The sequence below is a fragment of the Pseudomonas sp. GL_103 genome (genome assembly GCF_057835175.1).
On record NZ_CM174420.1, the window covers coordinates 3,782,146 to 3,797,288 of the forward strand.

The following is a 15,143-nucleotide window of genomic DNA, read 5'->3' on the forward strand; positions in this document are numbered from 1 at the left end:
CCGCCCGCCCTTTCATACACTTCGAATAGGTCTCCTTACCCCTCTCTCGTAATTGCACCTGCATTTTTTTGTTGTTATTTTTTTATCCATCGACCAGCCAATATTTCCGGTATTGGTATCGCAGAGAAGATTTTTCTTTGTCACCCAGAACACAGAACCGTGTCCCACTCGTCGACGGCCTTGTCCGGCAACTGCCGGCCTAGGGTAGTGTCGGGACAGGCTGCCAGCGGCCTGCACTGTCACTTCCTGGATATGGACGCCGTGGTGGCTCGCGTTACGCGCCATGAGATCGCGCAGCAGCAGGCAGGCGCTGGCATTGTCCGGCTCGTCGACTTTGATCATCTGTAAGTGCAGCTCCAGCGCAACATCGCGCTCGAGGTATTGCTTGTATCCGCTCCAAGTAGTCGTAACGATCTCAGGCTTCACCGAGCAATCTCCATTCAATGTTTTCCTCTTGGACGGTAATTCGATCAGCGAGCAAGAAGCGGCTATGGCGACTCTGGACTTTCAGGGTTGGCATGACCTCGCCCTTTTCAAAACGGCGGGGCTCTGCGTCTTTGAGGATGGAGTAGTCTGTATCGGCTACCCGCACAGCTTCCCAGTAGCCGGCCTGTGGGCAAGCTTGGCCAGTGTTGCAGGTCGGTTTGGGGAAAGACGCCTGGATGAAATCGGGAGAGTTTGGCAGGGGCCGGCCGGAGGCGGGATCGAGAAGTTTGGCTTTGGCCAGTTGGTGAATCAGGGTTTCGCTGGGTTTTTCTGGCGGGACGTTGGCCAGGCGTTCTTCGAGCCATTGCAGTTTGCCGTCCCAGGCTGGGAGCTTGGCCGGTGGGAGGGGAGCAATCTCGTTTATTTCCGGGACTTTGGGGTTGGCGTAGGAATAGCCAGAGAGCACTTTCCAGATTTTTTCGTAGCGTTCGGCTCGTTCAATGTCTTCCAATTGCCCGATGTAATGCATCGTATTAGAGGGTGGCGGCGCGCGAAATGCTGCCTCTAAGCGGCCGGCAGCGCTGTCACTCCCCCCCGCCACCCCCATCTGCAAGACTTCAATTGCTTCGCTATATTTTTGTTCGTCTCTTAAGTAAAGCGATTCCATGACAGCTGCTTCGCCGTGACCTTGCTCAGCGGCACATCGACGCATTTGCCGGGCAATGTCCGGAGCAATATCGCTAGGAGCCAGTTTGTCACCCACATAGTACTGCGCTTGCGCGCTGCCCTCATCGGCAGCCTTGCGGTAATAACGCAGCGACATTTGCGCATCCTGCTTCAACCCCGTCGAGCCCTGCTTGAGAAAAACGCCAACAAAGTAGTATCCCGTCGCGACACCGACGTCGATGAGCTCTTGGCTCATCCTCAAGTGTTCCTCACCCCGGAGCTTGAACTGGCCACGCATCGCACCGTTCTGCAAGTTTATGTTGGCCTTGTAATGGCCGCTCTCGGCGGCAATGCGGTACAACCGTTCGATTTCCACATCGACGCTTTTATCCTGTTTGAGTTGATTGTTTTTCTGCAACCAGCGGGCGTATTGGAACAATACATCCGACTCGGCTGAGGCTTCAGGTATCTGCTCATGAGCGCAGGTAAAGGCCAGCTTGGCTTTGATCTCGGTGAGCGGGTTCAATAGAGGATCCTTCTTCGTAGAGTTAAAGGCGCCGGGGCTGTCACAAGCCCCCAGTAGCAAACAGGAAAGCAGGATTAAACAGCGCATCAGTCGAGGTCCTGCATGGTGTCTTTGTCGTAATAAAACTCGACGAGAGAAGTGTCCGGCACACCCTTTACTTTGTCCCCCCGACGCTTTTTGTTCTCCGTGATGATCTCCTGCCAGGCCTTGAATGCCTTGCCTGCATCATCCTGCGCCCCCTTTTTATCCGTATGCAGATCCCACAACTGCCGCCGCATTTCCTGGGTCACACTCGCCCACTCATGAGCAATGTTCAGCTCACTGTCCACCTGCATGCTGCGGGTATTGATGTTGGCCGAACCATGAGTGGTGAACACGTCGTCAATAATCATTGCGCGAAGCATCAGGCAGGCACGGGCATCGTCCAGCTCGTCGACCTTGACGAACTGGAAGCACCGCTGCAGGGCAATATCGCGCTCAAAGTACTGCTTGTAATCAGCCCAAGTGGACGCCGATATTTCAGGCTTCACCGAGCAATCTCCATTCAATGTTTTCCTCCTGGACGGTAATTCGATCAGCGAGCAAGAAGCGGGTATGGCGACTCTGGACTCTCAGGGTTGGCATGACCTCGCCTTTTTCAAAACGGCGAGGCTCTGCGTCTTTGAGGATGGAGTAGTCCGTATCGGCTACCCGTACAGCTTCCCAGTAGCCGGACTGTGGGCAAGCTTGGCCACTGTTGCAGGTCGGCTTGGGGAATGACGCCTGAATGAAATCGGGAGAGCTTGGCAGCGGCCGGCCGGAGGCGGGATCGAGGAGTTTGGCCTTGGCAAGCTGCCGGATCAGGGCTTCACTGGGCTTTTCTGGGGGGACGTTGGCCAGGCGTTCTTCGAGCCATTGCAGTTTGCCGTCCCAGGCTGGGAGCTTGGCCGGTGGGAGGGGAGCAATCTCGTTTATTTCCGGGACTTTGGGGTTGGCGTAGGAATAGCCAGAGAGCACTTTCCAGATTTTTCCGTAACGTTCTGCGCGCTCCGTATCTTCCTTTTGACCAAGATAGTGCAATCGATTCGTAGGTTCTGGACCTCGAAATCCCTCCCAAATAAAACCGGCTGAAGTATCATCCCCGGCGGCCACTCCAAGTTGGTATGCCTCAAGCGCTTCTCGATATTGCCCCCTCCTCTTGAGATTGACCCCTAATTCTGTAGCCGCCTCTCCGTGACCCTGTTCAGCGGCACAACGGCGCATTTGCCGGGCAATGTCCGGAGCAACATCGCTAGGCGCTAGTTTGTTGGCTACATAGTACTGTGCCTGCGCACTGCCTTGGTCAGCGGCCTTGCGGTAATAACGCAGGGCCATTTGCGCATCCTGCTTCAGCCCCGCCGAGCCCTGCTTGAGGAAAATGCCAACAAAGTAGTATCCCGTCGCGACACCGACGTCGATGAGATCCTGGCTCATCCTCAAATGCTCCTCACCTCGGAGCGTGAACTGGCCACGCATCGCCCCATTTTGCAGATTGATGTTGGCCTTGTAATGACCGTTCTCGGCGGCAACGCGGTACAACCGCGCGATTTCCACATCGACGCTCTTATCCTGTTTGAGTTGATTATTTTTCTGCAACCAGCGGGCGTACTGGAACAGTACGTCGGACTCGGCTGAGGCTTCAGGTATCTGCTCATGAGCGCAGGTAAAAGCCAACTTGGCTTTGATCTCGGTGAGCGGGTTCAATTGAGGATCCTTCTTCGTAGAGTTAAAGGCACTGGGGCTGTCACAGGCGACGAGCAGCAGGCAAGAAAACAAAAGCAAATGACCCATCAGTCGAGGTCCTGCATGGTGTCTTTGTCGTAATAGAACTCAACAAGAGGGGCGTCCGGCACGCCGTTGTACTTATCTTCCCGTCGATCTTTGTTGTCCTTGATGATCTCCTGCCAAGCCTTGAATGCTGTATCCGCATCATCCTGCGCCCCTTTCTTATTCGTATGCATATCCCACAACTGCCGCCGCATTTCCTGGGTCACACTCGCCCACTCATGAGCAATGTTCAGCTCACTGTCCACCTGCATGCTGCGGGTATTGATGTTGGCCGAACCATGAGTGGTGAAGACATCGTCAACAATCATCAGCTTGGAGTGGATATACACCGGCATCCATTTACCGGGCGGCGAGTTGGACGCGACCAGCGAGCACACGTGGACTTTCAGGCCAGGTATATTCAGATTCGCTTCAACTTCGCTGCGCTCGATTGCACTGATTTTGTCGTTGAGATCTTCCAGTCGCCAACGATTGGCTTTGGCGGCTTCCCGCTGAGCTTCTCTGGCTTTTTCACTGAGATCGGTTCCGCCCATCGTATCGGTGAGACTTGTCATCATGAGCAAGGCGCGCTGTTCGACTAGCTCACCCAAACTTGGCGCCAGCGGTGCAGCCTGCGCTTTTACCGCCTCGATGCGCCGTAACTTGGTGACTTGGGGCATGGTTTCAGCCCGCCCGAGGCTTTCGAGCATGCGCTGTGTATTCACCATGCCGGCACCAATGGCGTCGTACTCGTCATTGGTGATCACAAACAGATGCAGGCTGCCGTGCAGGCCGGGATCGCGACCGCCCTTGGTTTGGGCGGCGGCAACTTCCTTGATCAGTTCAGCCAAGGGTGGCCAGCGGAAATACTGGTTCTCGATGTAGATGAACTGGGTCGCGTTGTTGACGGCTTGCAGGTAGAGCTTCTCGATGTCGCGCTTGCCGTCCTGCGGCTGGGTGCGCAGCAACTGGGCCATTTGCCCGGTGGCGGCCGGCGCGCATTGAAGTGTCGGGCCTACCTGCACGGCACGGCGCAAGGCGAACAGGTCTTCGCGGGTTTCTTTGCGCCAAGCCTTGGCAAAATTGTGGTGCAGGTGCTCGAGAATCGGTCCACTGACTCGGCTGGAAATGTCTTGTCGTGGTGTATCGCCACGCGGGCCTCGATCGGCTGCTGGTTTGCGGCCTTTGGCACGGTTCAGGGCCGAGTGATCACTGGTGTCCCAGTACTCATCGAGCATGTTGTGGCCCATGACGAAGCCGACGGCGCGATCAGATATTTCGTAGTCGACCAGGACCATTTTCTGATGGTGAGTCGCTGTCGCGCTCAACGTGGCCAGCGTGCTGGGGCTGAGTTGTCGATCAAAGCTGTGGTATTTCACCTGATGGGCAATTTCGGCGCGTTCATACGCGCTGAAGCCCCGACTGACGAACACCGGCACCCTGCGCGCCTCTCGCATCGCAGCCGCCACGGTGTCGCTGAACGCACATCGGGCAAACCACTGGCGGTCATAGGCATATTGCTCGTCTGTGGACGGTTGCAACGCCCGATTACGCAACCGGTAGGGGCCTTTTCCGGGCAGGTTGGCTTCGCCGCCATAGCCCGCGCTGTTGAACGGCATCTCCCAACCCAGCAGCCGAACCTCGATGCCTTCCCGAGCCTTGAGCATGAGCAACTCGCCAATGCACGGTGCCTCGCCATCGCGAATGAAATACATCGATGGCTGGAACCCCCAGCAGATGATGTCGACTGTTCTGACAGCCGCTGAGATGGCCTTATGTACGGCCTTGAACGCCTCTTCGCCGTTGATCAAGGGCTCATAGGTTGCCTTGGCAGGCGGGTATTCGGTGTCCTGCACGTACCACGGCGGGGTGCAGGTCACCTCATTGGTGTGCTGAAACGCGACCGGCACAACGATGTCGGGTCTACTCATTGGGTTTCTCCTTCCTGGTCGGTGGCGTCCATCTGCGCGGCGTACTGCGCGCGGTGATCGGTGTGCGAGGCGGGTTGGCTCACCTCGGCATCGGCTTGTGAGGGGTGGTTGTGCAGGCCGCGATTGGCGAGTTCCGCCTGTTCGGCGTTGCGGTATTCGGTGGGTACCGGGATCTGGTAAGCCACGCCGTTGGCCATCACCAACCGATAGCCTCGGGTGACGACCTGATGGTCGATCGACAGTTGCCCGGTCTTGTCCAGCACGCCTTTTTTGAGAACCGCGCCGTCGGCGTACAGCGTGTAGGGCATGCCCGCCCAGTTATGACGGGAAACATTGGCAGCTGGAGGCAAATTGAACCGTAAGGTCTCTCGGGACAGGCTTTGCGGATAGTCCGGGTGCGTGGCCTTCATGCTTGCCGGGCCGCTGTAGTCGAAGTGCGCGGCCTTGACGTTGTGATCACCCGCTGTGCCGGACTCGATGCAACACTCATCCAGGCTGAGGTAACTGCCGCCGCCATTGAGGACGATTTTCTTTTTCGCCGTGATGTGAATTTCATCTTCGGTGCTGGTGATGTCCAGGCCGTGCCGGGCGATCAGCTCCAGCTTGTCGTTCTGCGACTGCACACTCACCGGGCCCTGATTGGCGATTAGCTTGATGCCGAGCTTGCGCACGAACAGGCTCACCCCCTGCCCCACGCCGATGAACAGACGCTTGACCACGCTGAGGTCGGCTTCACCGCCGGCGTTGAGCATCAGGTTTTTCTCGGCGGCCAGTTGCAGGTGCTGGCCGCTGGTCAGGGCGATGCCCTGCGGGGCGCTGAGCAGCAGGACCTGGGACTTGAGCTGTTCCAGGTCCTGGCGCAACAGGTTCAGTTGCGCGGCCACGTCCGCCGGTTCGGCAGTGGCGGTCTGGGCGTCGCTGGAGAGTTGTTGCAGCTGTTCACCGGCCTGTTGCAAGCGGGCCACGGCGGCGTCCATGTCCAGCACCGCGCCTTGCGCCTTGGCCTGCGCATCGGCACTGATGAACACGCCCTTCCCTGCACGCAAACTGCCCCAGTCATCGGTGCGCAGCTCAAACCCTTCCCCACGCTTCTTCCGCTGGCCATCCACCAGATGCCCCAGGTTCAGCTGGCTCTTGCCGCCATACTCGGTACTGAGCTTGACGTGCTCCTGCCCCCGCGTGTCGTCCAGTCGCAACTTGTTGTTCGCCGGCGTGCGCAGCACGTTGCGGTGGTCGTTGCGCTGGGTCACCAGGTCCGGGTGCTGGTCGTCGTGCAGGGCGTGGGCGATGTAGGGGCGGTCCGGGTCGCCCTGTTCGAAGGCGATGGCCACTTCGGTGCCAGCGATCAGCGGCAGGTGCAGGCCGTAGGTGTCGCCGGCGTAGGCGCGGGCCTGGCGCAGCCATTTGCTTTCGCGGCCGGCGGGCCAGGTGTCGCGGTCGAAGAGGAACTTGACCCGGCAGCGCCCTTGCAGGTCGATTTCGGTGTACAGGGGGTTGCTCTGGGGGTGGGTAACGCGCGCCGGCAGGGTGCCGGCGATCTGTGGTTTGGGCGGGACCTCTGGGCGAAAGCACAGGCGCAGGGCGTAGGGCATGGCCTCGAAATCGCAGGTCAGGCTGCGGTCGCGGGCGGCGCGGGTGGTGATCTTTGTGATCACCACGCGGGAGGCGAAGGCCTTGGGGGCGTCGCCGCTGATGGTCAGGACCTGGCCCGGGGCCAGGGTGGCGCTGCTGCTGGTGCCGCTGAGGTGGGTCTGGTTGTTGAGGTAGCGTTCGTGGCGCAGGCGCGCATAGAAAAAGCCGCTTTCGCTTTGCAGGTCTTCGTCGCGCAGGTGGGACTTGCCGAGCACGCGGTAGGGTTCGGCGTAGTGGTAGGCCTCGCCGTAGGTGTTGTCGGCGACGCCGCGGGTCGTGGCCACGCCGTGGGTGGCGGGCTCGCCGAGGGTCTGGTCGACCTCGCCGTCGAGGTAGGCGCGGCTGTCGTCGGGGTGGTAGGCGCGTACGCTGACGTGCTGTTCCACCACCCGGTGGTGGGTTTGCAGATCCCAGACGCTGTCCTGCTCGCTGTTACTGAAGCCCGACGGCGAGCGCAGCGGCAGTTCGACGTCGAACTGGTAGCAGCGCTGGTCGTCGCAGAACTCGACGACGTCGAAGGCGAGCTCTTCGTGCTGGATGCAGCGGAACCAGATGCCGACGTCGGCCAGGATCCGGCTGATGAAAGCCAGGTCGCTTTCCTGGTACTGCATCACCTGCTCGCGTTGCGGGTAGTCACGCTTGAGGTTGAAGCGAAAGTGCCCCGTGTCCAGACCATGGCGGTCGCGCAGGATGCTTTTGACGATGTCCGGCACGGACTGGTGCTGATAGATCCGCGTTTGCTGGCCGCGATCGAGCAGGGCCAGACGCGGTTGCAGGGTGACTTCGTAGCGGGCTTCGTCGACCGAGCCGGACAGGCGTTGGCAGGCGGTGATGCGGCCATAGACGGTGCGCATGGGCTTGGGCGGCTTGGGCACTTCCCAGGAGGCCACGTGCAGGGTCGAGGGGGCGGCGAACAGGCTGAATTCGGCGTACTGGCCGATGAATTTTTCCGCGCCGATGTCGAGGTCGCTGGCGGTGAATTCGATGCGGTAGAGGTAGGGTTGGCTAAGGTACTCATGGCCCTCGAAGGCGAGGACGTCGAGGTGAGTGTCGAGTTTGTCGACCTGGAGTGTGTAGCGGTTGTGGCCGAAGACCGGGTTCATGCTCGGCCCTCCGGTGCAACGACTGAAGGTCCGTCGGTGAATTGCAGCGTGATGCCCTCCTCATCGCTGCAGCCCAGGGTCACGCCAAGGGTTTTGTATTTGGCGGCCTGACGCTGCAGCAGCTGTTGGCTGAGCGCCGGCAGAATCTGCTGGTTGAGCAGGCTGTCGATGTTGCGCGCACCGGTGTCGGCCAGCAGGCAGGCGGCGACCAATGCATCGTGCAGGCCATCCTCGATCTGGCAGGTCAGGCCGTAATGGCTGTGCAGGCGCCTGGCGACCTTGGCAAGTTTCAAGGCGACGATATGCTTGAGCGCGTCGGCCAGCAGCGGGCGGTAGATCAGGGTCTGGAAGCGGGCGAGCAACGCCGGCTGGAAGTGCTCGCGCAGCAGCGGTCGCAGCCATTCGTGCAAGTCGCTGTCGCTGGCTTCGGGCTGTTCGCGCAGACCGTTTTGCAGCTCATCGCTGCCAAGGTTGGAGGTCATCAGGATGACAGTGTTGCGGAAGTCGATTTCGCGTCCTTCGCCATCGCGCATGAAGCCGCGGTCGAACACCTGGTAGAACAGGTTGAGCACGTCGCGGTGGGCCTTTTCCACTTCATCCAGCAGCACCACGCTATAGGGCCGCTGGCGCACCGCTTCGGTGAGCACGCCGCCCTGGCCGTAACCGACGTAACCCGGTGGCGAGCCCTTGAGCTGGCTGACGGTGTGGGCTTCCTGGTACTCGGACAGGTTGAGGGTGATCAGGGATTTTTCGCCACCGAACAGGCAGTCCGCCAGCGCCAGGGCGGTTTCGGTCTTGCCGACGCCGCTGGTGCCGACCAGCAAAAATACCCCGAGCGGCGCCTGCTCTTCGGTCAGGCCGGTCTTGGCCGCGCGCAGTCGCTGGGCCAGGGCACCGAGGGCATGGTCCTGGCCAATCACTCGCGCGGCCAGTTGCTGTTCGAGGTCCAGTAGGCTGGCCTGTTCATCCTTGAGCAAACTGCCCAGGGGCACGCCGGTCCAGTCGGCGATCACTTCGGCAACGCTGCGTGCATCGACGTCGAGGGACAGCATTGGCTGGCAGCCCTGGGCCCGCAGCAATTGCTCCTGCAGTTTCGCGCAGAGATCGCTGCGGGCCGGTTCGGCCTGACGCGCATCGAGCAATTGGCGGGTCAGGTCGAGTTCGTAGCGGTACTGGCGCAGCAGGTCATCCTGCTGTTGTTGCAGCTCGACCTGCTGCCCGGCGATCAGCGTCAATCGTTCGCTCAAGTCGCTGCCATTGAGTTGCACATCCTGTTCCAGTGCACGCCGCTCCAGCTCCAGCGCTGCATGCCGGGCCTTGAGCCGCACCAGTGCCTGGGGCTCGCAGTCGAGGCTCATGCGCACCCGCGCGCTGGCGGTGTCGAGCAGGTCGACGGCCTTGTCCGGCAGCTGGCGGCCCGTGAGGTAGCGCCGCGACAGGCTGACCGCGGCCTGCACCGCCGCGTCCTGGATGTGCACGCCGTGATGGCTGGCGTAACGGGCCTTGAGGCCGCGCAGCATCAGGCAGGCGCTGGTATCGTCCGGCTCGTCGACCTTGACCATCTGAAAGCGCCGCTCCAGGGCGGCATCGCGCTCGAAGTACTGTTTGTATTCGCTCCAGGTGGTCGCGGCGATGGTGCGCAATTCGCCTCGCGCGAGGGCCGGCTTGAGCAGATTCGCCGCATCCGCCCCGCCCGCCTGGTTACCGGCGCCGATCAGGGTGTGAGCCTCGTCGATGAACAGCAGCACCGGGTTGGCCGACTGCTGCACGGCGTCGATGACGTTTTTCAGGCGTTGTTCGAATTCGCCTTTTACCCCGGCGCCTGCTTGCAGCAGGCCAAGGTCCAGGGTGCGCACGCTGACCGCCTTTAAGCTGTCCGGCACGTTGCCGTCGGCAATGCGCAGGGCCAGGCCTTCGACCAGCGCGGTCTTGCCCACGCCGGGCTCGCCGACGAGGATCGGGTTGTTCTTGCGCCTCCGGCTGAGGATGTCGATGACCTGGCGGATTTCATCGTCACGCCCGAACACCGGGTCGACCTGCCCTGCCCGCGCCCTGGCGGTGATGTCCTGGGTGAATTTGTCGAGCACCGCTTGCAGGGCATCGTGCGCGGCAGCACCGGAGATGGGCAGTGCCGGGGGCTGGTCCAACGCACTTTGCTGTTGGACTTGCGGGCGTTCCTCGGAGTGTTGATCGAGCAGCGTCGACAACTGCTGCAACTGGACTTCACTGAGGCTCAGCATGGGCCAGGCCGCATCGCAAGCCAGCAGCTGCGGACTGTCCTGCAACGCGCCCAGCAGGTGCGCCGATCGCAAGCTGTCATGCCCTTCCAGCGACGCGCGCAACCAGGCGCTCTCGATCAGTTTGTGCAACTTGCCGCACAACTGCGGCTTGCCTTGCACGCTGCGCGGCAGGGTGTCGAGATGGTCAAGCAGACCGCGCCACAGTGCGTCCATGTCCCATTCATGACGACGGGCGATCAGGGTCAGGTCGCCCTCGCCCTGCTCAAGCAACTTGAGCAGCCAGTGTTCGATGCTGATTCGCCCATGGGCTCGGCTTTGACACAAGGAGGCCGCCGCGCTGAGCGCCTGGGCGCAATAAGGGTTGAGGCGGCGAAGCAGGCGCGTGGAGTTGTGGGGCATGGTGGTACGTCCTTGTGCTGACGATTCAGCGGGTGGTCGGTCGGGGCGATATAGGGCGGGATGGGCTGGGTTGAGCGTCCGCGAGCAGACGCTCAACCCAGAACACCGGAACCAGCAGGCAGGTGCCTGCCTGCTGGTTGTTCAGGGTTATGCGCTTGGGCGTTCGTTCCAGGAATCCGGGTGAGTGATGTTGCCGTCTACATAGGTCCAAGTGACCTTCTCGTACCGCAACTCAACCTGTTCCAGATGGTTGTGCCGCTCTTTGCTCACGTCCTTGACGTCATGCATTTTCGGCGCGACTTTCACCACCTTGACGTTTTCAAGCTTGGTGTTGAAGTACTCGATTTCCTGGCCGGCGTCGTCGATGCGATACCATTTGAACTCAGCACTTTGAAGCGTCTGACCGGTGGTGACTGCTTTGTACAGATACGGGCTGGAGGCATCGATCGCCTTGGTAAACAGGAACGGAGTGTGAATCCGCGTGCCGGTCAACTTGCCTGTATTGTTGTCGGTGGGGATGTACACGCTGTGGTCTTGGGCGACGACCTCGATGCTGCCTTCGCGCTTTTGTACGTCCACTGACCCTTTGAGGTCCGCGCCACCGTCATCTTTTAGCCACAGGTAAACGGGAATTGCCATGTGAAGCTCCTTCTCTCAGAACACTGATGCCGCGTTTGCGACAGGGGGTTGTATGTCAGTCCCGGCCGTGGGTAGCGCGCAGGCCCCCGCTTCCGGCACCAGACGGATATCGACGCGACGGTTGGCTTGACGCCCCGCCTCGGTGTCATTGCTCGCGATCGGCTGGCTCTTGCCAAAGCCCTGCACCGCGAAGCAGCTGTCGGGGATGCCACCCATGCGTTGCATCCACTCACGTACCGCTGCCGCGCGGGCACGGGACAAGTGCAGGTTGTGTTCGTCGCTGCCCACGGCATCGGTATGCCCGGCGATGACGATCAGCCAGCCAGGCTGGGCCTTGATGCCGACCAGGGCATCGATCAGCACCCTGGTTGATTCAGGCTTGAGCCGGGCGCTGGCGCTGCTGAACAGCGACAGACTGTCCAGGCGCACCGTTCGCGCGGTACGTGCCACCAGCGGGCGGGTCGACGGTTGCTTGTGATCGGCGATGGTCGTCAACACCCGGTCACGCAGGCGCTCGCCGTGATACAGGCCCAGCCCCAGCGCCAGGGGCGCGCCCAGGCGGTAGTAGGCGTCAAGGCGAACCGCGTCCTCGCGCAGCACGTTCAACGCATCCTCGCGCCGGGCGAATTCGGCTTGCTCAAGACGCGTCGGCGGGGCAATGGATGTGTAGCGCCGCAGGTCGTCACTGACCTGGCGCAGCAGCATGGTGTTCTGCCAGGTCGAGCTGATCAGGGCGACAACGGTGGCAAACGTGAACAGCCATACGGCGATCACGATTGCGCCACGCTTGGGCGATGGTTGAGGCTGCCGGGGCAGCAGACTCAGCAGAGGGTCAGGAAACGGCAACGGCTCCCCCGTTTCCTGTATAGCGCCATCGGCGTCCAGCAGCGCGGTCTTGTCCCGCTGCCATTGCCGCCACAAGTTGCCGGGCACATAACCGGGCAGTGTCGGCACCAGGGTGCAGGCCCACACCAGCGGCAGGCCGATAGCGTGGCGACCTTCACGGCGGGTGAAGTGCGCCAGGACATGTTCGTCCAGCCAGGCAGCTGCACTGTTGAGCTGGATGCCGGCCTGCAAACGTTGGGTATGGACTTCACTGCAAGCGGACTGCCGGTACCAGTCGTTCGGGCTGAAGCTGGTCCCCGCCTGCAGAATGTTGCAGCGGTCCTGGCCGGCGCCCCAACTGAACCAGGCCCCTTTGGCTGCAGGGGACTGCAGATAGCTGACCAGCATCAACGGCAAGCTAAAGCCGCGCTTGCGCGTCAGCGCGACCTGATGATTGAAGGTGCGCACCTGCCCGGCCAACACCCCGGCATTGGTGTGCTCGCCCGGGTTGACGATGAGCATTACCCCGAGCTGTCCGCCCCACTGGGGGCGCATGGTTATGATGCGGTCGACCAGCCCCGGCAGTTGCTCCGTACTGGAAACCCGCAGGTAACACCCCTGCTGGGTCAAACGCTGCGCCGGATGATCGGCGCCCGCTTCACCAAACAGATTGGACAGGCCATCGCCACAGACCAGCACAACGGGTTGGCGGAAGCTCGCCGGTGGCAGCGTGAAATCATCGAGGGAACCGTGCAGTTCCTGTTGCTTTGCTGTCTGACGCACCGCCCGCACCCACGCCAGCGCGACGCTGCCGACAACAATCAAAACGCCAACCCCGCGCGTCCATCCGCCAAACGGGATGATCGCCAGCAGCGTCAGGGCCAGTACACCGGCCCACAGCCAGAGCCCCTGTTTGAGTTTGAGCGTCATTGACCCCACCTCAGGCGCCCGCGGATAACAGGGTCGCCGCCAAGCCACCCAGCCACTGATCGAGCCCGTACCAGAGAGCGACCAGCAACAGGCCGGCTGCCAGGGCATTGACCAGGGGCGAGCGCAATCCAGGGAACAGCGTCATGCCCCGACTGCCGCTGGCCGTTGCGGTCGAGCGCCGATGCAATTTCAAAGGCGCGACACGCTCATTCAGGGCGGTCAGCAATTGCTCGCGCTCGGGGTCACCGATATCGGCATAACGGCCCTTGAAACCCAGGGTCAGTACCCGCTGGAACGCTGTCAGCACAAGTAGGTCCGCTGCGGGTTCGCGCAGCACCTCACGCATGTCCTCATAAAGGAACACCCCGGCCTGATGGCGATTGAAAAACTTCGTTTGCAAGGGTTCGCTGGCCCAGCGCGAATGGGCATTGTCGCGGGTGAGGTTGAGCATGGTTTCATCCAGCAACGCGCATTGCGCATGGCTGATATGGTCGATGCTGCGTTGCGCCAGGCCGGCCTCTTCGAGAGACTGGCGAACGCGCTCAACCTGCTGCACGCACAGCGCTTTGACTTCATCGCTGTTCTGCGCCGACGCCCCCTGCCGCAACTCGACCACCAGCAGATAGCTGTCCTGCAGCAATGCGTCGATATCAACCGCGTCGTGTTTTTTCGTTTCGATCAGGTTCATGCACGTAGTACCGCGAACAGTTCAAGTTTGACGTCGGCCAGGGTGCTCGGGACGTAGAAGGCACAAACGCCCTGAGCCAGGATGGCTTTGCCCTTGACATGGTTGAGGTCGAGGGCGAAGTACTGGTTTTCCAGGCGCAGGGGAATGGCCGCCGGCACATGGCTGAGGGACTGCAACGGCACGCCGTCGAGGGCGGCGTTGACCAGTTGATCGACTTCGTCCGGTGTACCGATCTTGCACAGGCGCGGGAACTGGCTCTGCAGTTGCACCGCTGGCAGGCGGCAACGCACCGACAGGTAGAAGTCGGCGCTGTCTGGCTCGCGCAGTCGATGGTCATCGAGGCGCACCTGCCAGCGATTGGCCGAACTTTCTTCAAGGTCCAGGGCAATGACCCGCGAAGGCAGGCTGGCCTCCAGCAAGGTGGAAATCATGCGCAAAAGTGGCGGGAACACACTTTCCAGGTCTTCGTGGCGGTAAGGCGGAATCTGCTCGACATCGTGTTCGAGGGAAAAGGTCAGCAGGCTGCCGGCCAGTTTCGTCAACTCCAGATAGACCTGCTCGGGAGGTCGCGCAGGCCAGGCCTTGAGATCGGCCAACACCGGCTGGTAAGTGTTCAAGGCATTGAGCAGCCAGAACAATGACACGTCGGCAACGGCGAAGTCGGCCATGCGTTGATTGCTTTCGCGGCGCATGCCCATCAGTCGCTGGCGTTTGGAGGACAGCTGGCTCAACAGGTTATCCAATTGCGTCAGCAACCCCGGGTGCGCGGCGAAACTGAGCAACGGCGGAATGTAATCGGGGTCAAGGCTCCAGGCGCCCTGCCCGTCGCGCATCAACCGTGCGATGGGACAGGTCAGGTAATCGCCGTTCTCGTCGTGCTCGAAGCGCAGGCTCAGCACCTGTTCCAGCACGCCGACCGATTGCACCTCATCGGTGTAGATGTCCTGCACCCGTCGCCAGTCCTGGCGATATCGGGTAGGCCGATCCCCTTGCCCGCCATCGAACAGGCAGTTATTGCCATTGGCCTGCTCCAGCGGCAGGGCCAGCAGCAAGGTAGCTGTCTGGCTGTCACCGGTCTGCAGGCGCGACAGGTCGAGACCGGGGGGCAGCCGATCCACTTGATCGCTGTCGATCAGGGTACCGTCCGGCATCCGCAGATTGAGCCGGGTGGCCTTGAGCGTGCCCAGGCGCAGAGCTTCCAGGTCGAAGGCGACACTGCGAACGCCCCAAGGGTGCACCAGGCACAGACGAGCCAGGCACTCGTTGGCCCAGGCCTCCCAGCGCGCCTGCTGCTGGAATTGCTGTGGGGACAGCAATGCCCCCGCGGCCCACAAGGGGCGGTCGATTTTCATG

General features: G+C 61.3%; 9 protein-coding genes and 2 pseudogenes. All 11 read right to left on the reverse strand.

All coding sequences use genetic code 11. The features are described 5' to 3' along the window. Positions 1 to 158 precede the first annotated feature (158 nt). Positions 159 to 414 (reverse strand): annotated as a pseudogene (locus tag AC3IP0_RS16955) (hypothetical protein); the annotation flags it as partial. Position 415: 1 nt separating this feature from the next. Beyond that, on the reverse strand, positions 416 to 1,705 hold the full coding sequence (locus AC3IP0_RS16960; RefSeq protein WP_489316256.1) for an SEL1-like repeat protein: 1,290 nt from the start codon (positions 1,703 to 1,705) through the stop codon (positions 416 to 418). Further along, positions 1,705 to 2,136: pseudogene (locus tag AC3IP0_RS16965) on the reverse strand (hypothetical protein); the annotation flags it as partial. The pseudogene AC3IP0_RS16965 and the gene AC3IP0_RS16960, both read right to left, overlap by 1 nt. Position 2,137: 1 nt before the next feature. Next, positions 2,138 to 3,427 (reverse strand): SEL1-like repeat protein, encoded by a 1,290-nt coding sequence (locus AC3IP0_RS16970; RefSeq protein ID WP_489316257.1) that lies wholly within the window; start codon positions 3,425 to 3,427, stop codon positions 2,138 to 2,140. Then, positions 3,427 to 5,334 carry a phospholipase D-like domain-containing protein gene (locus AC3IP0_RS16975; RefSeq protein WP_489316258.1) on the reverse strand — a complete coding sequence of 636 codons (1,908 nt, stop codon included), beginning with the start codon at positions 5,332 to 5,334 and terminating at the stop codon, positions 3,427 to 3,429. The genes AC3IP0_RS16970 and AC3IP0_RS16975 overlap by 1 nt, the downstream gene beginning before the upstream one ends. Continuing rightward, positions 5,331 to 8,069 carry a type VI secretion system Vgr family protein gene (locus AC3IP0_RS16980; protein WP_489316259.1) on the reverse strand — a complete coding sequence of 913 codons (2,739 nt, stop codon included), beginning with the start codon at positions 8,067 to 8,069 and terminating at the stop codon, positions 5,331 to 5,333. The genes AC3IP0_RS16975 and AC3IP0_RS16980 overlap by 4 nt, the downstream gene beginning before the upstream one ends. Beyond that, on the reverse strand, positions 8,066 to 10,708 hold the full coding sequence (tssH, locus tag AC3IP0_RS16985; protein ID WP_489325421.1) for a type VI secretion system ATPase TssH: 2,643 nt from the start codon (positions 10,706 to 10,708) through the stop codon (positions 8,066 to 8,068). The genes AC3IP0_RS16980 and tssH overlap by 4 nt, the downstream gene beginning before the upstream one ends. 147 nt (positions 10,709 to 10,855) lie before the next feature. Then, positions 10,856 to 11,347, reverse strand: a complete 492-nt coding sequence (locus AC3IP0_RS16990) for an Hcp family type VI secretion system effector (protein ID WP_489316261.1) — start codon at positions 11,345 to 11,347, stop codon at positions 10,856 to 10,858. 15 nt (positions 11,348 to 11,362) lie between these two features. Further along, a complete protein-coding gene (locus tag AC3IP0_RS16995; RefSeq protein ID WP_489316262.1) occupies positions 11,363 to 13,102 on the reverse strand; it encodes an OmpA family protein in 1,740 nt (579 codons plus the stop codon). Between the two features lie 10 nt (positions 13,103 to 13,112). Further along, positions 13,113 to 13,790: a type VI secretion system protein TssL, short form gene (tssL, locus tag AC3IP0_RS17000; protein WP_489316263.1), complete on the reverse strand. Its 678-nt coding sequence runs from the start codon at positions 13,788 to 13,790 to the stop codon at positions 13,113 to 13,115. Further along, positions 13,787 to 15,142, reverse strand: coding sequence for a type VI secretion system baseplate subunit TssK (gene tssK, locus AC3IP0_RS17005; protein ID WP_046042391.1), 1,356 nt, complete (start codon positions 15,140 to 15,142; stop codon positions 13,787 to 13,789). The genes tssL and tssK overlap by 4 nt, the downstream gene beginning before the upstream one ends. Position 15,143 lies beyond the last annotated feature (1 nt).